The organism is Thermostichus sp. MS-CIW-41, assembly GCF_054058915.1.
In genome coordinates, this window is the sequence record NZ_JBSSBO010000051.1 from 1 (window position 1) to 20,343 (window position 20,343).

Sequence of the window (20,343 nt, forward strand, 5' to 3'; positions counted from 1 at the left end):
GTGAAGACTTCTTTACTACTGATCAATCCATCCTCCTTCCGAAGTTGGTTTGCTAAGTGCTGCTATTGTACCCCTTGAGCCCTTAACAGGCTGTACCCTGTGGCCATCTGTTTTGAGCTTGGCTGTGAGCACCTCATCACCTTCTATAATGAGAGATGCCCACAGCCGCAAAGAAAAACTTATTTTTCTCAGCTATTCGAAAAATCGAATATTAGAGAAGAGGAAAAGTTGAGGGGATGAACTTTTTTGGCCATCCTGCTCTTCCCAAATTCTTCTCTCAACCAGAATCCAATACCGACCTATTTTTTGATAACGATCTTCGTAGATCATCTTTGCTTGAGTTTTTTCTCCAGTTCCTGGGCTACAATACTCAGCAGTGTAGTGAGTGGGTAGGTAGCCCTCACCTGTATCGTAAAACTCTTGAACTGAGACTGTAATTGTCCGATTGGCAAGATGGCGATGTACCATTTGAATGTGCTTGCCCTGAACCCAGTACCTATCGGTAGAAGATAAGCCCGAAACAAGAACTTCAGTGATGTCTGAATTTTGTGGCTCTCCATAGGCAAAGGTGTGGCCACCGTGTTCCTCGTCGAAGGAATGACGAACGCGATGCACCATGACTTCCCACATCTGTTCCCGTATTTTCTGGCGGATCTCCTCGTCCTCGACGCCGGCAACATCGATCTTCATGTTGCGGTCAATACTCACAACTCCTGAGAAGGAGAGGCTGCTGTCACCTTCTTTGGGAAAGTAGGTTATCTCAGCTCGGTAGCCAGGAAAGTCTTTGTCCCAGGTGTAGCGATTCTCAAAAGCCTCCTTGAATAGCTCTCGGGCCGGAGCTTGCTGTGCTGCCATAATCTCCTCCTTAATGAGAAATTTTACTATTTAAATCCTAGTAGAGGCTGATGGCTGGCCTTGGGATTTTAAGGTTTCCTTATGACTGGCCACCCGCTCAGCTCTCTTGTTCTCGAAGTTTCTCGAAGTTCTTGGCGGTTACCGATGGGCAGGAAGGCGGAACCTCAATCCTTCACTTGGCCTGAGGGGAGCCTTGAAGTTAATGAAAACCATTGGCAAGGCGCTGTCCACTGGCAACAGAGGGAGAGAGCTAAGCTAAAGCTCGGCGCTGTTGGCCTTTTGGCGACAAGCTGGCAGGAAGAGAGTCTGCTTTCTCAACTCACTCCATGTCCAAAATCCAACCCCTGAACCCAGAGCGGATCGCCCAGATGGCCGCGGGAGAGGTGATCGACTCGCTGGGGGCTGCTCTGCGAGAATTGCTGGAAAATGCCCTCGATGCTCAGGCCACCCGCATTCAGGTGGAGATCTGGCCCAGCCGCTGGCAGGTGCGGGTGGCCGATAACGGCCAAGGGATCCCCGCTTCGGAGCTGGAGCAGGTGGCCCGTCGCCACACCACCAGCAAGTTGGACGGTTGCAGCCTGGGGTTTCGGGGCGAAGCCTTGCACAGCCTGGCCCGGCTGGGATCCCTGACCATTCAGACCCGCCACGCTGACGATGCCCACGGCTGGCTGGCCACCTACGACCGCCAAGGGGAGCTGGCCCACCAGCAGCCGGCAGCCACTGCCTTGGGAACGGTGGTGACGGTGGCGGATTTGTTTGCCGATTGGCCCTTGCGCCGCTGCTCCCTGCCCCAGACTCGCCCGCTCTTGACGCTGGTGCAGAATGCGGCCTTGGCCCATCCTTGGGTCAGTTGGCAGGTGCATCAGGAAGGGCAATTGCTGCTCAGCCTCTGGCCGGGAAAATCTCTGCAAGATCTGCTGCTGCAGGTGTTGCCGCAGTTGGATCCCACGGATCTGCGCTATCGGCGGATCCAGGATGGGGATAGCGATTGGGAAGTGGTGCTGGGCCTGCCGGATCGCCTGCATCGCCCCCACCCCGATTGGATCCGTGTGGCCGTAAACGGACGGTTTGTGCAGATGCCCGACTGGCAACGGCTGATCCAGTCGGTTTTTCACCACGCGTTGCCTCGCCACCGTCATCCACTGGTGGTTGTTCACCTGCGCCTGCCCCCAGAGCAGGTGGATTGGAACCGTCATCCTGCCAAAAGCGAGCTCTACCTGGAGAATCTGACGGCCCGCCAGGAGCAGTTGCGCCAACACCTGCACTCCCTTCTGCAATTGGGATCCGGGCAAGCCAGCCGCCGCTCTGTGCATCTGATCCGGGCCAGCGAGGCCAAGGTGGTCTATCGAGTCTCGCCCGATTTTCAGAGCCATCTTCCTCCCTCTGACCGGCCAACTTCTCTCCTGCCCCCCCTCAGGGCGCTGGCCCAACTGCATCGGACCTACATCTTGGCAGAGCACCCCCAGGGGTTATGGCTGGTGGAGCAACACCTGGCCCACGAGCGAGTTCGCTATGAGTACATCCAGCAGCATTGGCAACTGGTGGCACCGGCGACGCCCGTAACGCTGCAAGGACTATCGCCCCAAGCCCTGGAGCGGTTGGAGCAGTTGGGGCTGGAGCCGGAACCCTTCGGCCCCAATACCCATCTCATTCGACGCCTCCCTTTGGCTTTGGATTCGGAAGATCCAGAAGAGGTGCAGGGATCCCTGCTAGAGCTCAGCCGTTGTCAAGATGTGCAGGCAGCCCAGGTGGCGGTGGCCTGTCGAGGGGCCTTGCGCAATGGGATCCCACTGACCTTGGAGCAGATGCAAAAGCTGTTGGAAGCTTGGCAGCGCACCGCCAATCCCCACACTTGCCCTCATGGTCGCCCGGTCTACCTGGCCCTGGCAGAAAAAGATCTGGCCCGTTACTTCCGCCGCCGTTGGGGCCTCTGCGACCGGCCTATCTCCGACTCCAAACTGGGATCCCTGGGGGAGCTGGATCCGCTGGGAGATAGGTTTGCCGCCCAGGTGCGGCGCTCAAGCGGCTCTTCTGCGTCGGAGCCCACGGACGAGGCCAGCTCCACCCCACTATAATCGGGGGTGTCCAACTGCTGAAACCCCTGAAACGCCATGGCTTCTTATCTCAAACTCAAAGCCCAAGAAGAGACCTGGCTGCAGCGCCATTCCCGTCTGATCTTGGCGATCCTGGCCGGCCTGGGATCCCTGTTGACGGCCTATCTCACCTACACCAAGCTGACGGAGCAGCCCGCCGCCTTCTGCACGGGGGATGGGGGGTGTGACCTGGTGCTCTCCAGCCGTTGGGCAGAGTTTTTGGGGATCCCGACCGCGGCTGTTGGCCTGTTGGGATTTTTGGGAGTCTTGGCGCTGGCGGTGCTGCCGGATGGGATCCCATTGGTGAAGCGGTGGCGCTGGCCGGCCCTGTTTGGCTTGGTTTCCGCCATGACCGCCTTTGAGATGTACATGCTTTACCTGATGGTGGCGGTGCTGCGGCAATTCTGCATGTACTGCACCACCGCGATCATCTTGGTGGCGGGGCTATGGCTGGTGACCATGCTGGGCCACCGCTGGCTGGATGGGGGCAAGCTGGCCTTCAGCTACATTCTGGTGGCCTTTCTCACATTGGTGACCACGATTGGGGTGTACGCCAACCAAGTTCCCCCGCCTAGCCCCCTGGCGGTAGGGTTGGCGGCCCACCTGCGGCAGATCGGCGGCACTATGTACGGGGCCTATTGGTGCCCCCATTGTCAAGATCAGAAAGAGCTGTTCGGGGCAGCTTTCGACCAAGTGCCCTACGTGGAGTGCTCCCCCAACGGCCCCGGCACTCCCCAAGCTCAAGAATGCACAGAAGCGGGGATCACCAGCTATCCCACCTGGATCATCAATGGCCGCACCTACACAGGCGTTCGCTCTCTGGAAGCCTTGGCAGTGGCCTCTGGCTATCCGCTGGAAGAGGGCAGATAAACCTCTGGGGTTGGGGTGAGGATGTGAACTCGGTTGCGCCCCGCCTGCTTGGCCTGGTAGAGCGCGCTATCCGCCTGCTGCAAGGCAGCTTCCGGCTCCAGGCGGTAGTCTTCGCTGAGCACGATCCCACCAATGCTGAGGGTAACCGGCAAGCTGCGCTTGGGGGAGATGTCAATGGGCCGTTTGGCGATAGCCTGCCGCAGAGACTCTGCGTAGCGACCACAGCGAGAGGGGCTAAGCCCGGGCGTAAGGCAAACAAATTCTTCCCCACCATAGCGGTAGAGCAGGCTGGAAGGCCGCAGTTGATTTTGCAGCCGCCCGACGATGGCCTGCAGCACACAGTCGCCGATGTAGTGGCCGTAGCTGTCGTTGACCTGCTTGAAATGATCCACATCCATCATCAGCAGGCAGAGATAGCGGTAGCGAGCCTCCCCGCGGGGCCCCACCTGCTTGAGCAAATGGGGCAGCGCCTGATCCAGAGCTCGCCGGTTCAACGCCCCGGTCAAGGGATCCGTCAAAGACAAAGACTCCAACAGCTCGTTGCGGGCTCGCAATTGCCGGTTGGCCTGGGCCAAAGCTTGGGTGAGCCGCTGGAGACGTAACCCTGCCCGCACCCGCGCTCGCAGCTCCTCGGGATCGACCGGCTTGGTGATGAATTCATCCGCCCCCGCATCCAGCCCCTCTACCCGAGCCTCAACTTCAGAACGGGACGTGAGCAAAATGAAATAGACGAACTGCCCTGCGGCGGATCCCTTGAGACGGCAACAGAACTCTACCCCCGACATCTCAGGCATGACCCAGTCGCAGATCACCATGTCGGGCCACTCGCTCTCTTCCAAGCTTTGCAAGGGATCCCAAGCTGCTCGGGCGCTTTCCCAGCTTTCCACGTAGTACTGAGAGCCTTTGAGAACATTGATAATGTAGCAACGAACCACTGGGTCATCATCGACAACCCAAATGCGGGGGGTGCGGGCCGGAACAGAGCTCCAAAAGGCTTCTTCTGCAGGCCCAAGAGCCGAACCAGAAGGGTGGTATACAGAATCCAAGCCCTCCAGATCAAGGGATGGCATAGTCTGATGACATAGTCTAAAGAGGAGCGCTCCATTGCAGCCAGATCCCAATCCTAGCGCCAACAGCTAGTTGGAACCAGAGCCGGGAGCGGCCAGACAAGCATGGTTGGAGGCCCGCTCACGGAGCGCAAGGTGCAGTGCTTCCACAAACTGCCGCACCCGAATCGGGTCGATCATGGGAAAGGGATCCGAATAGCCTGTCGGCATGCCTGCAGAACGGGAAGACCGCTTCAGAGAACTGGCCACAATCACGCCATCTGCCCGTCGGATCAGGCTGCCAATGTTTTCGGCAGTAGCCCCCGAGCCGATGAAGAGCGGTACCTGAGGAGCAACTTTGCGGGCCAGCTCCAGCTCCTCCAGAAGGGGTGGCTTGCCGGTGGCCCAGCCGGAAAGGATGATGGCATCGGCCAGGCCGCGCTCCACCGTGTCGGTGATGGCCGCATCCAGACTGATGGGACCTAGGGGTTGGGCGTGCTTCACCAGCACATCGGCAAAAATCTTGATATTAGCCCCCAGCTCCCGGCGATAGCGCAGCAGGCGGTGGGCATTCCCCTCAATGATGCCTTGGTCGGTCACCATCGCCCCGCAGAGCACATTCACCCGGATGAACTGCGCCCCCACGCAGGCGGCAATTGCCAGAGCACTGCAGCCATCGTTGCGCAAGACATTGATCCCAACCGGCAGCGAGACCAGGGTTTTCAGCCGCTGGACGATGACGGTCATGGCGCTGACCACCGCTGCGTCCACCCGATCCTTGGCAAAGGGGGCATCGTAAAAGTTCTCGACAAGGATCCCGTCTACCCCTCCTGCAGCCAGGGCAGTAGCTGCCTGTTCTGCCTGAGCGATCACCCATTCCAAGTCCCCCCCCCAACGGGGTGAGGTGGGCAGCGGCAACAAATGAACCACCCCAATGACCGGATGGGGGGTTTTGAAGAGGTGTTGCAGCAGGTTCACCGGCAAGCTTCCTCAGGGATCCCTAACGATCTTACGCCTGGATCTGACCCACAGGGGCATTCTCTGGGGGAAGTGTAACATCAGGGCTGGGGGGAGAAGAGCGGGCTAGGCCTCGGAGCAATTGCGGCACCATACCCGGCCCTTCGTAAACCCAGCCGGTGTAGACCTGCAGCAGGCTGGCTCCCGCTTCCAGTTTCTCCAAGGCGTCGGCCAAGGTGAAGATGCCCCCCACTCCGATGATGGGCAATTTTCCTTGGGTGGAGCGGTGGATGTAGCGGATGACTTGGGTGGAACGCTCCCGCAAAGGGGCACCGCTGATCCCGCCGGCTTCTGCAAGGATTGGCCTAGACTCCGCCCGTGCAAAGGGGATCCCGCGGCCAGGCAGGAAACGGGTTTTCAGGTTATCGCGGCGGAGGGTGGTGTTGGTGGCCACAATCCCGGCCAGTTGATGGTCTTGGGCCAGCTCCAGGATGCTGTCGATGTCGGGCCAGTCCAGATCGGGGGCGATCTTCACCAGGAGGGGTTTTCGCTTCTGATTTTCCCGCTGTAAGGCAGATAGGATGGGCTCCAGTTGCTCAGCAGCCTGCAGGGATCGCAGCCCCGGCGTGTTGGGGGAGCTGACGTTGACCACAAAGTAGTCCCCCAGATCCTGGAGCAGCCGGAAGCTGGCCAGGTAATCGGCAGCCGCTTCTTCTAGGGGGGTGATTTTGGCTTTGCCCAGGTTAATTCCAATGGGGATGGGACGTTGGTGTAGCCGACGCAACCGTTCGGCCAGAGCCGCCGCCCCTTGATTGTTAAAGCCCATGCGATTGAGGGCAGCGCGATCTTGGGGCAGTTGAAACAGGCGAGGTTTGGGGTTGCCCGGTTGGGGCTGAGGAGTGACGGTGCCCACCTCTACAAAACCAAACCCCAGGCTGGGCCAGACGCCCAGAGCCAGGCCATCTTTGTCGAAGCCCGCAGCCAATCCAAGGGGATTGGGAAAGGTAAGGCCCCACAGCGACACCGCTAGCCGGGGATCCCGGTAGCAAAACAGTCGCTCCAGAGCCGATAGGATCCCGGTGGCCTGGGTGGCATCGATCCAGTGCAAGGCGCGCAGCAGGGCCATCTTGACCGTTTCTGGATCAGCTCTCAGCCCAGAAAAAAGCAGAGGCCACAGCACATCTCGGTACAGGTTTACCACAAGGATTTCCTACGGGTGGGAACCCATGGATTTTGGATTTACTGCTAGGTCAAGAGTCATTCCCTATTGCCAGGCAGCGCCGATGCCCATGGTGGAGCATTCAACCGTGACCCCCTTGGGAAAGCTATCCCAGATCTTGGTTGCATTGGCCCTTTGTCGAGCGCTGCTCGAGGCTGGCTCCCCAAACTGCCCCCAAGAGTAAGGTTACCAGCAGGTGAATGCGGCCATCCAACATCACCACGTCCAAAAGCCCTGAGGCAAAAAATGCCGTCAAGGCCAGCAGCATCCCCAACAGGACGCTTTCTTGCGAGCGCCGCCAAGCTTGCCATCCCCGCGCCAAAATCCAGCCCCACAGGATCAGATGGCCCAGCAACAGCGGGATCCCACCCTCAGCCGCCAGGTGTAGGTACAGATTGTGGCAATGGCCCAGCAGCTCCGGCGGCTCCTGAGCATTATAAAGGGCGGCAAAGCTCTGCCAGCCCCAGCCCGTCAAAGGCCGCTCTCGCGCCATCTGCAGGGCAAAGTGCCAGGCATCCAGACGGTTAGCGGTGGAACTAAAGTAGAGCGCTTGAGGATCGAAGGTGTCTGCCAGACGGCTCCAAATCAATCGGGGCACAACAGCCCGCCAGCCCGGCCAATCCCAAGCAGCGGCCAAACCGGCCAATCCCAGACCGGCCAAGATCCCGATCCCCCACCAACAGCGCCGTAGGGCCAGCCCTATCACCAGCGCCAGCCCCCCCACTCCCCAGCCGTTGCGAGAGGCCGTCAGCAGCAACAAGAGAGATCCCAGCCCCAACACAGCTCCCAGCCCTACCACCCTCGGCCAGTCTTTGTCGGCCTGATCCAGCCACAGCCCTGCTGCCAAGCACAGGTGGATCACCAGGTAGATGGCCAGCGTATTGGGGGAAGTAAAAGCTGCCGCCGGTCGCTCTCCCCCGGCAACCCCCGTAATCCAAACCGGCCCCCAGAAGAAGTGCCCCTGCCATCCCCACAGCACTTCTCCCCAACCCAAAAGCAGCATCAGCCCGCTGCCCAGCACCAACACCTGGGCCAACCGCCGACGGCCTACAGGATGGAACTCCGTCCCGCTACCGCGAGAGGCCAGCGCATCGGCAAAGGCCGGCAGCATCAATAAAAAAGGCCAGTAGTTGAACATCCCTGGCAGGCTCAGCCGCCAATCTTCCCCCAAAAAAGCCACTCCCACTGCCGCCAGGCTCAGGAGAGCCGCCAGTCCAAATAGAGGATCCCGCAGGATCGCCCCACCATAGCGGGTATAACCCTGAATCGTTCCCACCAAAGCCAAGAGTAAGCTGGGGGCCAGATTCACCGGGATCAGCGCCGCTGCTGCCAGCAGCCAGCCCCGCGGTTGAGAGGGCAAGGGATCCGGCGACAGTTGTTGAGACGAAACCGGTGCCGAAGAAGACATCACTCATCCTCGATGGGGATCCCTGGCCTGACCTGCCCCTGGCCGAAGTAGCGCCCAAATTGCAGCTCGTACACCTCATCTTCATCTTGGGTTTCTACCCAGAGCTCCGAGCGGGCATAGCCCACGCACAGCAGCCCATACCCCTGCTCCTTCAGCTCCCGCGAGATGCCCATTGCCTCCGGCTGATACAGGGATCCCCGCCGTACCCGCACCGCACAGGTGGTACAGGCGCCGTTGCGACAGGCAAAGGGCAGTTGGATCCCTTGGGCCTCGGCGCTGGCCAAAATGTATTGATCCGCCGGCACCTGGATCAGATAGTGAGTGTCCCGTTGGCGGTCATGGATGTGAACCGGGTAAGAAGGGACAGAAGAGAAAGGACGCATCGAGAAGTGGCCTTTTTGCAGAGATCTTTACTCATGATTCATGATTCCACAGGATTCTAGCCACTGCCCTGGCAAGCCCGAATTGGCTGGGGATCCCCAGGAGCTGAAGCCGATCTGTTGGTGGTTCTAAAGATAAACAAACAGACTTCGAGTTGGTTGTTGAGATAAGCTACAGGTAGGCCTCCCAAGGAGAGCATCTCATGCTGGAAACCCCCAATGCCAATCTGGCTTCACTGGAAAAACCTTCGCCTTCCCTCTCTGCCGAAACCCTCAACAAGCTGATCGAGAGCAATGCTGAAAGTCGGCCTTGGGGGAGCTTTACAGTGCTGGAAGAGGGCCCTGGCTACAAAATCAAGCGGATCGTGGTTTTGCCCAAGCATCGCCTTAGCCTGCAGTTGCACTACCATCGCAGCGAACACTGGATCGTCGTTGCCGGCACCGCCAAGGTCACCTGCGGAGATGAAGAAAAGCTCATCACGGCCAACCAATCCACCTATGTGCCCCCTTGCACCAAGCATCGTCTGGAAAACCCCGGCGTCATCCCTCTGGTGATTATCGAGGTGCAAAACGGCCAGTACTTGGGCGAAGACGACATTGTCCGCTTCAGCGACGACTACGCCCGCGTCAACGGTGGGCAAAAGTAGCCAATCTCAAATGGCCTAGGCAAGCTTTTGGCTACTGAGGATCGGGATCCTCTAGAACAGCAGCATTGCCAGCAGGGCAACCACCAACAACAGCACAGCCCAGACAGCTTGCCAGAAGGGATGGTAGCTGGTGATGAGCTGGCCATGGCGGGTTTGGAAGCGGGCCAGATCCAGGTAAGGGGCCACCCCCCGTCGGAACCACCCCACCGCGGATCCCTCTTGGCCGATTACCCCCCCTGCCTGGTACGCCCCGAACAGGAAGTTGCCCAGCGGCCCAAAGCGGGAAGCATAGCGCAGGAAGATCATCCCTGTCTCATCCTGGAACTTGAGATCGGAGCCAAAGCGATAGCCCGGATCCCCTCGCCCGATCACCCGCCCTTCCAACTGCATTGGCAGCCCACGCAGAGGGCTGGCGTAGGGATTGCTCATCGCCTTCAGCACGGTCAACGCCGGCGGGTTTTCCAGACTGGGGTACATCACCGTCATCTTCAGCAGCAGGCCCAAGCCCACCCCCATCAGGGTCAGCCCGGCAAGGATGTCATAGAAGCCCATCCGCAAAGCCGGGATCCCGAGCAGCGCCCCCACAATCGCCCCCAGCCACTCGGCGTTCAACAGCAGTATATCCAGCAGAAAGTTCCCGTAGAGCTGTTGCCGGTTGAGCTGATTGCCCTGGGCGACCACGTCGGCCATGTCGAATTCCACCGGCAGATCCAGTTGCTCCGCATAGGTGCTCAGCGCCCGCACCCGTTTGCCCGTGAGGGGATGGGTGGAGTTCAGCTCCATCCACCAGGCCCAAGGGTTAAACAGATCCCACAAAAATACCCTGCCCACCTGGCCGGGATCCGCCGCCACCCGGTAGGCCGTCCCTGCCATCACCGCCGCCTTGGCATCGTAGATCCCCAAAGCCCGCGTTCCTTCCAGCAGGCGAGCACTGCGCTGTCGGGTTTCCTCATCCCGCTCCCGCTCTCCCTCTTGCACAATGCCGTAGGCAATTTTCACCAGAGCCCGCGAGAGCCCATTGGGGTTGCCGGTGGTTTCGGCGGCAAAGTGATCGGCAAAGTACTCCCGCACCCGCGACAGATAGAGCAATAAATAGGAGCCAGCCACGTAGAAAAAGTAGGCGACCAAGGCCAGGGAGCGGAGGCTGCCCCTTTTGCCGTTGTCGCGCGCATCCCGCATGTAGACGTAAAGAAGGTAGAGAATCTGCACCAGCGTGGAAGCCAGGGTCATGACGGCGAAATCCCAGTGGATCACATGCCCCAGCTCGTGGGCGTAAACTGTAGCCACCTCCTCATCTTCCAAGTAGGTGAACAATCCTTCGCTGACAACAATGCGGGCCGTGTCCGGCAGGCTGCCATAGGTGAAGGCGGTGGGGTTTTGGTCGCGGATCAGCCCCAGCTTCGGCTGCTTCAGCTTGTACTGGCGGCAAACCCGTTGAATCACCTCTGCACTCTCTGGGCTGCGACGCCCAATTTCCGCCAAGCTTACCCACTCGGTGCCATAGAGGCTGTGCTGGATCCAGTCCATCAGCCAAGGGGACAAAAAGAAGATCAGGGCATTGAAGGCGAGGGTGAGCAGAATGGCAAGGATGAAAAAGCCCAAGGAAAATCCCCCCTCTGAGACGCCCAAGATGGCCAGGAAAAGCACAAACACCATGCCAAACAACAGGCTCAGAGTCACGCCTGCGGCCATTGTCAGGTTGCCGGCAAAGCTGGCCAACATTAGCGAAACCCCCACCTGAGGGGCGCGGTAGCTGCGCTTGGTTTGTCCGGTTTTGAGACCTGAGGTGGCGGGATCCAATTCCGCTAGGGTGCGGCTGGGGTTGAAGCAATAGCGGCTCAGCCAAACGCTCAATAGACGCAGCTCGTGAGGATTCAGGCTTTTCAGAGGCTCCAGCCACAAGGCCGCTTCCACCGATAACATCACCGTCGAGACGGCGCTGGGATTGCGAAACAAGGTGGGCAGGAGGGGCAGAACCTCCTGCTTTTGCCCAGAAGTGAGGCCGTGAAAACCCAAAACCGCCTGGCGGAGCAAACCAGGCGGCTGAGGAAGGTCGGCGGTAAGCAACTGGCGATTGCTGACAAAGCAGTAGCGGCTTAGATCCAGACTCTCTGAGAACTCCATCCCGGGATCCCATCTGGTCGTTGTCGGCTCCGGATCCAGCCTCACCTGAGTTTTCCAGTCGGCAGCCTGCTGGCCCATGGGGCGGCTGTAGAGGGCCAACCGTTTGACTTGGGGGTAGCGAGTGGGAATCGCCTTCTGGAACCAGGCCGTCAACTCCTCGTAGTTGAGAGAAAGGCCGGCAGGACGGTTGATCATAATGACAAGGGCATAAGCCTTGGGGCTGTCCCGGAGCGGTTGGGCTTTGGCCTGTAACCTAAGGTGGGGATTGGCCAGCGCCTGCTCCAGCCACTGCACCACTTCCTGTTCGTTCATGGCCCTCTCCCGGATCTAGTGGGGTGAAGAAGATCAACTATTCATCAACCATTCAACTGTTGCCTCGGTTGCCGACTGCCGATTGGCCTCACGGGAGCTATTCTGGCATTTCCTCCCGTTGACGGGATCCCCATCCTTCCCCAGCCCAGTACAGTTCCCCTTCTGGGAAAGCATGAGAACCTGAGCTTTGGGAATTTTTGGCTACAAAATCGAGCGCTGCCCTTCTGGGCTGATACCAATAATGGTGAGCTGGCAATCCAACACTTTGAAACCGTACTTTTCCGCCACCTTCTGGGTGATGTTAAGAATGGCGTTGTTTTTGAACTCGATCACCTTGTTGGTCTTGACGCACACCAGATGGTGGTGGTGGTGGGGGGCCGGCTGGTTGATCTCGTAATGTTTGTGCCCTTCGGTCAGTTCCAGTTCTCGCAAAATGCCCATGCGGGACATCAGCTTGACGGTGCGGTAAATGGTGGAAAGGCTAATGTTGTGGCCTTCTTCCCGCAACTTTTTGTGCAACTCCTCCGCGCTCAGATGCGTGCCCTCAGGCAAGTTTTGAAACGTTTGCAGGATGATCTCCCGCTGCCGAGTGGCTCGCCAGCCTTTGGCATTGAGCTCTGCCTTGAACGCCTCTTCGGTGTAGACCATGATGCCGCCCCTCCGCTGTTGGGCAACGTCGCCGTAACAGTCAATAAGTTCTGTAATTGATAATAACTTCATTTATGACGACACCACCCGACTTGGTTGCTGAAGACATCGTTCAGGCTCAGTTCAGGCCCAATAGAACAGGGACGCAACTGAGGCGCATGGGCTGCCGGGAGAGCCTCGGGAAGGGTGCGGGAAACCCAATCCCTCATCCATCCGGGATGAGCTAGCCTACAGAGCAGAGCCATGTGGCGGACTGTTTCTGGTGTTCGGGCGCGCCTAGGCTAACATACTCAAGAAAAGGCCCGCGGCATCCTGACAGCGTTGGCAAGCGTAGTGATCGGGGAAGGAAAACGAAAATGCGGTTTGAGCAGCCCAAAACCTATTCCATTTCTCTGGGTGGCTGGGGGTTCTGGCTGGGATCCCTGGCGTTGGCAGCTTTGCTGACCAGTGTCGGGCTGGGGTGGCTGGTCACTGGATTGGTGGCCCTGTTGCTGCTTTTGCTGTCCTTGCCGGTGTTGGTGCTCCTGGCCTTTCGCTGGTGGGCGCGCCGCTGGATCACGACGGATCGCTGCCCGGTGTGTGGGTCGGAATCGCAAGCCATTGAGGGCAGCCATTTCTTTTGCCCCAATTGTGGAGAGCCGCTGTTTGTTGCAGACGGACGTTTTTATCGGCAAACGCCCCCCGGCACCATCGATGTAGAGCCTGTGGAAGAGGGTGGCTGGGAATTGACGAGCTGATGCCCCCTCGGTTGCCGGGATGTTTAGAGGGTGTTTTCCGTGAAAAGTGCTATGCCTGCGGCACCCCATGGTGCTACACAACACTGTTGCTCCGCAACGCTGACGCCACGGCACGAACGACATCTGTGGGGCTGGCCCGGTAGGCGGCTGGTTTCGAGCTGGGTTGGGCTGCTCTCGGCGGCCACTCTGTTGCTGAGTTTGTCTCCCACTTCTCAGGCGACGGAGCAGGGATCCCTGCAACCTCAGGTGGAAACTTATCTGGCTCAGTTGGCCGGTCGGGGGTTTTCGCCCACAGCTCAGGGGGTTTGGCTGCAGATGGAGGATCCTTCGCCTCAGCGGGACAGAATCCTTGTTTTGGGACAGCATCAGGGATCCACACCCTTGCCGGCTGCTTCTTTGACCAAGGTGGCAACGACCCTGGCCGCTTTGCAGCACTTTGGCCCGCAGCACCGCTTTGTTACCACCTGGCTGGCCACTGGCCCCTTAACTGCTGAGGGAGTTCTACAGGGGGATCTCTGGGTTCTGGGGGAGGAGGATCCCTTGTTTGTCTGGGAGGAAGCCTTCTCCGTCGGCAACCTGCTCAATGCCTATGGGATCCGCCAGGTGCGCGGGGATCTGGTGGTGGTGGGCCGCTTTTACATGAACTTTTCCCGGGATGTGGCGCAATCGGGATCCCTGTTGCGGCAGGGGCTGGATGCGCGGCGCTGGCCGCCAGAGGCGGAGGCCCAATTTCAAACCTTACCCCCCGGCACACACAGACCGCAGGTGGAGATTTTGGGCTCGGTACGGGTTGCCCAGCAGATCCCGCCTGCCGCCCAGGTTTTGCTCAGACATGAATCGCCCCCCCTCATTCACTTGGTCAAGCTGATGAACCTCTACAGCAACAATTCCATGGCCGAGATGTTGGCCGATGCAGTGGGGGGTGCTGACCAAGTGGCCCAAATTGCCCGGGCCATCGCCGGGATCCCGGCAGAAGAGCTGCAACTGATCAACGGCTCCGGGTTGGGGGTGGAAAACCGCATTTCTCCGCGGGCCAATGTAGCTTTGCTTCGAGCGATCCAATCTCTTCTGGAGGAGCAGGGGCTCTCTCTTGCCGATGCTTTTGCCGTCGTCGGCCAGGATGTGGGGGTGTTGGAACGGCGGCTGTTACCAGGGATCCTAATTGCCAAGTCGGGCACCTTGAGTAGCGTCAGCACCTTGGCGGGTGTATTGCCAACCGAGCAGGGGGACATCTGGTTTGCCCTGATGAATGGCGGATCCGATCTGGTCGGCTTTCGCACCCAGCAGGGACAATTCCTCAGCCAGCTCCAGTCCCAATGGGGATCCCCCACCACCTTGCCTGAGCGTTGGATCCCTCGCTCTGGAGATACGGGATCCCGCACGGAGCTGAACCCGCGTCTTTGAAACTGTGCCCAACCGGTTCTCTCTCAGCCCAGAGTGACCTCGGTCGCGTTAGCGGAACGCAGTCCTATGTCCGCCCTCCCAGTTTGGGAATTGAGATCGACTTGGCCCGCTGTCGACAGCCCTCAACCCAGAAACCTTGTCCAGCAATTCCCGATGGGGCGTACAGGGATCGAACCTGTGTAAGGCAAATTATGAGTTTGCTGCCTAAACCGCTCGGCCAACGCCCCTGATTCTTTTACTCTAGCGTTTACTCTAGCGCCCTTGTCTCCTCCAGAAGCGGCTGAAAACAGGATAAGCTGCATGTCGGTGGTTAGGATCTGACGCCATGGCTGCGCCGCGTTCTTGGCAGGGGCAAATGGCCCTGGGCTTGGGGTTGATTGCCTTGTCCTCGGCTCTCTGTTTTGGCTTCTTGGCCGTTGGGCAGCACTATCTCTACGGGGATGGATCCGCTGTGGATTTCCAGCCTGCCGGGGAGAGTTTGGCCTTGTCTTCCGCCCCCGAGATTGGACTTCCGACGACACCGCCCCTCCCTAACCCCCCCTCTTCCGACGGCAATCTCCCAGAGGGATCCCCGCTGCAGCTCTGGCTTGTTACTTTTTTAACCGTGTTTGTGGCGGAAATGGGCGATAAAACCCAGTTGGCAACCTTGCTCATGAGTGCCCAATCCCAATCTCCTTGGGCGATCTTTTTCGGTTCCGCCGGTGCCTTGGTGACCGCCAGTTTTTTCAGCGTGGTGCTGGGAGAAGGTCTGGGCCAAGTCATTCCCCCGGGCTGGCTACAATGGTTGGCGGGTGCAGGGTTCCTGGTGATCGGGGGCTATGTATTATGGCAGGAGTGGCGGGGGAACAAGCTCCCAGAGGGCTAGCCTCCCTGAGCAGCCGATGCCAACCCGGCAGGACAGAGTGGAGAACAACCGAGGAACGTGTTGATCCAAGACAACGACAGCCGAACCCCGTCTTTTTTGCTACGGCAAATGGCCGGACGGGCCGCCCTAGTGAGCTTTGGCTCGATTCTGCTGGCCGAAATGGGCGATAAAACCCAATTGGCGACCCTGCTCCTCAGTGCCCGCTCGCAAAACGCTGGGGTAATCTTTTTGGGCGCTGCTGCTGCTTTGATCAGCACCAGCCTAATTGGGGTGTGGGCAGGAGCTTGGGTGGCCCGCCTGATCCCACCTCGCTGGATCAAAACCCTGGCAGGCGTGGGGTTTGTTGTGATGGGCCTAGTCTTGTTGTGGGGATCCCTGCCCATAGCCGGCTGAGCAGAGGGCTTCAGGATGGCTTCGGCAAAGCGTGATAGGATTAAGAGCGCCTCACTTTGACACTTCAAACTGAGGACCTTCACTTGAGTCCGGACAACCGGTCAGGAAAACCAGCATGGCCAAAAAACGCAATCTGAAGCGGGAAAAAGCCGAGCGCAACCGCGAATATGCCAAACAGTTCCAAAAAAGTCGTGCTCGCAATGGCCGCCGCTTCCGTTCTGCCCCCCGCGACAACGAGGCCAGCGCTGGCGAAGAACAGCAGTAAGGTTGTTTTTGTCGAGATGCTCTGTCGGTCAATCCTGTGAGCGGAGCTAGTTCAACAAACCTGCTATCGTATGCAGGGGTGGGCCGGAGCGGATAAGCATGAAATATCGACGGATTCTACTGAAGTTGAGTGGTGAAGCCCTGATGGGGGAGCGCCCCTACGGGATCGACCCCGAGGTCTTGAAGTCCATTGCCGGCGAAGTGGCCTCAGTGGTACGGGCCGGTGTGCAGGTGGCGATTGTGGTGGGAGGGGGTAACATCTGGCGCGGGCGCAAAGAGGCGGCTGCCCAAGGGATGGATCAGGCTTCTGCCGACTACGTAGGGATGCTGGCCACCGTCATCAACGCCTTAACCCTGCAGGATGCCATTGAGCGAGCCGGGATCCCCACCCGGGTGCAGACGGCCATCGCCATGCAGGAGGTGGCGGAGCCCTATATTCGTCGCCGCGCCATTCGTCACCTGGAAAAGGGGCGGGTGGTGATTTTTGGGGCAGGATCTGGCAACCCCTTCTTCACCACCGATACCACTGCGGCCTTGCGGGCGGCGGAGATCGATGCCGAGGTGATTTTCAAAGCCACCAAGGTGGACGGAGTTTACGATGCGGATCCCAAGACTCACCCTCAGGCCCGCCGCTACGATGTCCTCAGCTATCAGGATGTGCTGAACCGCGATCTGCGGGTTATGGACAGCACCGCCATCGCCCTCTGCAAGGAAAATCAATTGCCCATCGTGGTCTTTGACCTGACTACCCCTGGCAATATTTATCGAGTGGTGCAGGGAGAACCCATCGGCACTTGGATCGGACAGCGGACGGTCGAGAACAACGGGATCCCCAGCCCAGGAGAGTTGATCCCAAGTTAGGGGGGAAATCGGCCTTGAGAGTCCGGCGACGCCCTAGCCAGGATTGAGTCCGAAGGATAGCCTGGCTCAAGGGTGTGCTCAGGCCGTTTGGAGGGAAAGGCAATGACAGATCAGCTAGAAATTGCAGGAGCCCCGCACTGTACCCGTAGGGTCGGTGTCGGGAGGAATGCTATAACAATACTGCGGACACCAGAAACGGTTGTTTAAGGCACTGGTAACGGTCGATTGGGGGTGCTGTAAACCACCCCAGAGGCTCGTGGTTGGCTTGCTAACTGCAGGGCTACTAAAAGCCCGCTCCGTACCGCCTAGCGGTTGGTGTCGGGTAGTTTACGTTCAGCATTCGGCCCAAAAGGATCCCGTCTTGCCCAAATGCTCTGCTGCCCAAGGCGCTATACCCAGGTCACCCCATGTTGCTACGCAACGCTTACGCGAACGCTGGGGTCGGCGTCTTTTGCAGAGCTTGATTTTCCTGTTGGTTCTGGTCGGGGGATTGGGCTACTGGCAGTGGCAGACCTGGCTCCAGCCGGTGGGCGGCCCAGAACCGATCCAAGTAACAATCCAGCCGGGCAGCAGCAGCCGTCTGATCGGGCAAAAACTGCGCCAAGCAGGGGTGATTCGCTCAGCTCTGGCTTGGGAGCTGTGGAGCCGCACCTTCGGGCGCGACTGGGTGTTTCAGGCGGGCACCTACGCTTTGGATCCCAACCAGGACATGCTGGCCGTGGCCCAGCAACTGCGGCAGGGAAGGATCCTGCAAAGACGTCTGACCATCCCGGAGGGTTGGCGCATCGAGCAAATGGCAGAGGCTCTGGCCCAGCGCAACTGGCTGGCAGCCGATGCCTTCATTGCCGTGACCCGGGTGATTCCCCCCCTCGATTGGCTGCCCCCCCACTTGAGCTCTCTAGAAGGCTACCTGTTCCCAGACACCTATCTTTTCCCCATCGAACAGGTGGAGGGATCCCTGCCGGATCAAGAAAAGGCCCAAATAGTGGTCAACGCCATGCTGCAGCGATTTGTCGCGGTGGCCCTGCCCCTGTTCCGCCAACATACCCCTTCCCTGTCTCTGCACGAGTGGGTCACCTTGGCCAGCATTGTGGAGCGGGAGGCCGTGGTGCCGGAAGAACGCGCTTTGATTGCAGGTGTCTTTCTGAACCGGCTTAAGAAAGGGATCCCCCTGGGAGCCGATCCGACGGTGGAATATGCCTTGAATATCCGGCAAACCCCAGATCGCCGCCTCACCCTTGCGGAGGTGCGCACCCCCTCTCCCTACAACACCTACCTCAACCCGGGCTTGCCCCCCGGTCCCATCGCCAGTCCGGGCTTGGCCAGCCTAAAAGCCGTTTTGCAGCCTGAGCAGACCGACTATCTCTACTTCGTGGCCCGCTACGATGGCACTCACATTTTCAGCAAAACCCTAGCAGAGCACGAGGCAGCCCAATTGCAAATTATTCAAGAGCGTCGGCAAGCTGCCCAGGGATCCCACCATAGTCCTCAACCCAGTCCTTAGCCGAGGAGCGGATGGTACACAAACCTTGGTTCAAGCTCCTGCAACCGGATCTGGTGGTGGCCGGCACTGTCTTAAAGTTGCGGGCAGAAGACCTGTGGGCCTGGCAGGTAAAAGGCATCATCTTTGACGTAGACGGTACACTGGTGCCGAGCCGACAGGTTGAGGTAGATCCCGCTGTGGCTGCTTGGCTGGAGCAGTTGCGTCCGCACTTTCAAATTTGGCTGGTGAGCAACAACCTCAATCGCAGCCGCATCCAACAAATCGGAGAAAGCCTGAACCTGCCCTACATTCACCGCGCTGGGAAACCCTCACGGCGGGCCTTGCGGCGGGCCGTAGCCCAGATGGGCTTGCCGGTAGAAGCAGTGGCTATGGTGGGAGACCGCCTGTTGACGGATATTTTGGCAGGCAATCGACTGGGGTTGGTAACCGTGCTGGTCAACTCCCTCTTGTCCGAAGCAGTCGAAAAGAACCCTGCTACCCTCTAGGGGCTGCGCTTTTGAGAGATTTGAGAGTTGGACAACCGTAATTGTTTCAAACTGAATTGAAAAGGTTTCCAAGCACTCCCCCTTTCCTTCGCAAAGAGAGAAGACCAAAAGACAATCCTGCTGCTCGGAAGGACTTAGTCACTTCAGTTTAGGGTGAGACGCCTGGGCAGCTGAGAAAAGCCCTGTGGCCCCATGCATGTTTCATGCATGTTTTAGGTGTGGGTACAGTGTCCCAGTTTGAATCGAAATGACCAACCACAGGTTGTCAGCGCTGACAACTGCTGACCGGATGGGTAGCACATCTAAAAATCAAGACAAAAATCGAGAGAGATTTTCCAGACCTGACCCATCTGCCCCAATTTTTTGTAGAGTGACGGCAGGTGAGCCGGATCCCGCGTTGAAGCCCAGTAGGCGGCGGTGTGAGGGCGGTGTGAGATCCAAAGGTTAAGCATGCGAACCATCCCTATCGTCAAGTCCGCCATGCAACGGCTAAAGTCCATGCTGCAAAAATCCCTGCGTTCTGCTCCGACTTCCCCCGGCTCCAGATCCTCGCTTGTATCCAATGGACGGAGCCTGATCAAGCTGGGCAGCTTTCTGGCCTTGCCTTTGATATTCTCGACATTGCCCGGTTGGGCTTTAACATTGGTGGCGCGTCCAGATCTGCGCGACCTCAAACGTGCAACCGTGGTTCGGGTGGTCAACTACAACACCCTGGTTGTCCAGCTTGAAGGAGACTTGAATTTGCGGCTGGTGCAACTGATCGGGATCGATCCCTTGCCTGACCCGATCAACCCCAACTGGACGGAGTTGCGCGGACAAACCCCTCTGGCAGTTTACAATGCCGGCCAATATCTGCAGACTGCTCTGCTGGGACGTGAGGTGTTTTTGGAGTTGGATCCTGCCCTAGCCCCTACTCCCACCTTGCCTGCCTACGTTTGGCAAGCCAATACCCTCATCAACCAGGAAATGCTGTTTTTGGGGCATGGCCTGTTGTCGCCACAAACCGATGGCTTGAAGTACGGCCCCATTCTTACTGAAGCTGCCGATGCAGCCAAAAGACAAGGACGCGGCTATTGGACAACCTACGGCCCTCGCTAGAGACCAAGCCAAACCCAGAGCTGGAATTGCCGGCCTGTTTGTTGAGAATAATCTCAACAGCCATCTTCCGCCGGTCGGTGAGAGCATGACTCTAGTCAATAATAAGCTCAACTATACTGAAAATAATGTATAATATGTTCAGTACGGATTACTACCAGTTGATCTTTCTGTTT

The 20,343-nt window shown here is 58.7% G+C and carries 20 protein-coding genes and 1 tRNA gene; 12 read left to right on the forward strand and 9 right to left on the reverse strand.

Annotation, left to right across the window (positions count from 1 at the left end; all coding sequences use genetic code 11):
- Positions 1 to 192: 192 nt before the first annotated feature.
- The gene (locus ACVWXE_RS12240) at positions 193 to 855 is read right to left on the reverse strand and encodes a DUF3386 domain-containing protein (protein ID WP_011431401.1); all 663 of its coding nucleotides are present in this window, start codon (positions 853 to 855) and stop codon (positions 193 to 195) included.
- Positions 856 to 1,181: 326 nt separating this feature from the next.
- On the opposite strand from ACVWXE_RS12240, the gene mutL reads away from it, so the two are divergent.
- Both mutL and ACVWXE_RS12250 read left to right on the forward strand, forming a co-directional pair.
- Positions 1,182 to 2,930, forward strand: coding sequence for a DNA mismatch repair endonuclease MutL (gene mutL / locus ACVWXE_RS12245; RefSeq protein WP_457490438.1), 1,749 nt, complete (start codon positions 1,182 to 1,184; stop codon positions 2,928 to 2,930).
- 36 nt (positions 2,931 to 2,966) lie between these two features.
- Positions 2,967 to 3,818: a vitamin K epoxide reductase family protein gene (locus ACVWXE_RS12250; RefSeq protein ID WP_457490439.1), complete on the forward strand. Its 852-nt coding sequence runs from the start codon at positions 2,967 to 2,969 to the stop codon at positions 3,816 to 3,818.
- On the opposite strand, the gene ACVWXE_RS12255 is transcribed toward ACVWXE_RS12250, so the two are convergent.
- From ACVWXE_RS12255 to ACVWXE_RS12275, 5 genes are all read right to left on the reverse strand, one after another.
- Positions 3,794 to 4,888 (reverse strand): GGDEF domain-containing response regulator, encoded by a 1,095-nt coding sequence (locus tag ACVWXE_RS12255; protein ID WP_457490440.1) that lies wholly within the window; start codon positions 4,886 to 4,888, stop codon positions 3,794 to 3,796. The genes ACVWXE_RS12250 and ACVWXE_RS12255 overlap by 25 nt on opposite strands.
- Positions 4,889 to 4,954: 66 nt before the next feature.
- Entirely contained in the window at positions 4,955 to 5,842 is an 888-nt protein-coding gene (btpA, locus tag ACVWXE_RS12260; protein ID WP_414375299.1) for a photosystem I biogenesis protein BtpA, read from the reverse strand.
- 31 nt (positions 5,843 to 5,873) lie between these two features.
- The gene (locus tag ACVWXE_RS12265; protein ID WP_457490441.1) at positions 5,874 to 7,022 is read right to left on the reverse strand and encodes a quinone-dependent dihydroorotate dehydrogenase; all 1,149 of its coding nucleotides are present in this window, start codon (positions 7,020 to 7,022) and stop codon (positions 5,874 to 5,876) included.
- A 124-nt stretch (positions 7,023 to 7,146) separates the two neighbouring features.
- Positions 7,147 to 8,448: an O-antigen ligase family protein gene (locus ACVWXE_RS12270; RefSeq protein WP_457490442.1), complete on the reverse strand. Its 1,302-nt coding sequence runs from the start codon at positions 8,446 to 8,448 to the stop codon at positions 7,147 to 7,149.
- A complete protein-coding gene (locus ACVWXE_RS12275; RefSeq protein ID WP_414407531.1) occupies positions 8,448 to 8,831 on the reverse strand; it encodes a 2Fe-2S iron-sulfur cluster-binding protein in 384 nt (127 codons plus the stop codon). Before ACVWXE_RS12275 ends, ACVWXE_RS12270 begins: the two co-directional genes overlap by 1 nt.
- Positions 8,832 to 9,031: 200 nt before the next feature.
- On the opposite strand from ACVWXE_RS12275, the gene ACVWXE_RS12280 reads away from it, so the two are divergent.
- Positions 9,032 to 9,475, forward strand: coding sequence for a phosphomannose isomerase type II C-terminal cupin domain (locus ACVWXE_RS12280; protein ID WP_414350977.1), 444 nt, complete (start codon positions 9,032 to 9,034; stop codon positions 9,473 to 9,475).
- Positions 9,476 to 9,526: 51 nt separating this feature from the next.
- Here ACVWXE_RS12280 and ACVWXE_RS12285 read toward each other — a convergent pair whose 3' ends face one another.
- Positions 9,527 to 11,911 carry a M48 family metalloprotease gene (locus tag ACVWXE_RS12285; protein ID WP_457490443.1) on the reverse strand — a complete coding sequence of 795 codons (2,385 nt, stop codon included), beginning with the start codon at positions 11,909 to 11,911 and terminating at the stop codon, positions 9,527 to 9,529.
- A gap of 201 nt (positions 11,912 to 12,112) precedes the next feature.
- Complete coding sequence (locus ACVWXE_RS12290; protein WP_011433855.1) at positions 12,113 to 12,559, reverse strand: Fur family transcriptional regulator; 447 nt, start codon at positions 12,557 to 12,559, stop codon at positions 12,113 to 12,115.
- A 356-nt stretch (positions 12,560 to 12,915) separates the two neighbouring features.
- Between ACVWXE_RS12290 and ACVWXE_RS12295 the strand changes: the two genes are divergently transcribed.
- Entirely contained in the window at positions 12,916 to 13,296 is a 381-nt protein-coding gene (locus tag ACVWXE_RS12295; RefSeq protein ID WP_414381531.1) for a hypothetical protein, read from the forward strand.
- 51 nt (positions 13,297 to 13,347) lie between these two features.
- Positions 13,348 to 14,700, forward strand: coding sequence for a D-alanyl-D-alanine carboxypeptidase (locus ACVWXE_RS12300; RefSeq protein WP_457490444.1), 1,353 nt, complete (start codon positions 13,348 to 13,350; stop codon positions 14,698 to 14,700).
- A 154-nt stretch (positions 14,701 to 14,854) separates the two neighbouring features.
- On the opposite strand, the gene ACVWXE_RS12305 is transcribed toward ACVWXE_RS12300, so the two are convergent.
- Positions 14,855 to 14,927 (reverse strand) — tRNA-Ile (locus ACVWXE_RS12305).
- Positions 14,928 to 15,025: 98 nt separating this feature from the next.
- On the opposite strand from ACVWXE_RS12305, the gene ACVWXE_RS12310 reads away from it, so the two are divergent.
- The 7 genes from ACVWXE_RS12310 to ACVWXE_RS12340 all read left to right on the forward strand — a co-directional run bounded on the left by ACVWXE_RS12310 (position 15,026) and on the right by ACVWXE_RS12340 (position 20,170).
- On the forward strand, positions 15,026 to 15,565 hold the full coding sequence (locus ACVWXE_RS12310; RefSeq protein ID WP_148202759.1) for a TMEM165/GDT1 family protein: 540 nt from the start codon (positions 15,026 to 15,028) through the stop codon (positions 15,563 to 15,565).
- Between the two features lie 57 nt (positions 15,566 to 15,622).
- Positions 15,623 to 15,958, forward strand: a complete 336-nt coding sequence (locus ACVWXE_RS12315) for a TMEM165/GDT1 family protein (protein ID WP_011433859.1) — start codon at positions 15,623 to 15,625, stop codon at positions 15,956 to 15,958.
- A 115-nt stretch (positions 15,959 to 16,073) separates the two neighbouring features.
- On the forward strand, positions 16,074 to 16,223 hold the full coding sequence (locus ACVWXE_RS12320) for a hypothetical protein (RefSeq protein ID WP_011433860.1): 150 nt from the start codon (positions 16,074 to 16,076) through the stop codon (positions 16,221 to 16,223).
- Positions 16,224 to 16,321: 98 nt separating this feature from the next.
- Positions 16,322 to 17,083 (forward strand): UMP kinase, encoded by a 762-nt coding sequence (gene pyrH, locus ACVWXE_RS12325; RefSeq protein WP_011433861.1) that lies wholly within the window; start codon positions 16,322 to 16,324, stop codon positions 17,081 to 17,083.
- 361 nt (positions 17,084 to 17,444) lie between these two features.
- Positions 17,445 to 18,587 (forward strand): endolytic transglycosylase MltG, encoded by a 1,143-nt coding sequence (mltG, locus tag ACVWXE_RS12330; RefSeq protein ID WP_457490445.1) that lies wholly within the window; start codon positions 17,445 to 17,447, stop codon positions 18,585 to 18,587.
- Between the two features lie 11 nt (positions 18,588 to 18,598).
- Positions 18,599 to 19,072 carry a YqeG family HAD IIIA-type phosphatase gene (locus ACVWXE_RS12335; RefSeq protein ID WP_414329713.1) on the forward strand — a complete coding sequence of 158 codons (474 nt, stop codon included), beginning with the start codon at positions 18,599 to 18,601 and terminating at the stop codon, positions 19,070 to 19,072.
- A 450-nt stretch (positions 19,073 to 19,522) separates the two neighbouring features.
- Positions 19,523 to 20,170, forward strand: coding sequence for a thermonuclease family protein (locus ACVWXE_RS12340; RefSeq protein ID WP_457490446.1), 648 nt, complete (start codon positions 19,523 to 19,525; stop codon positions 20,168 to 20,170).
- The last annotated feature ends 173 nt before the right edge of the window (positions 20,171 to 20,343 follow it).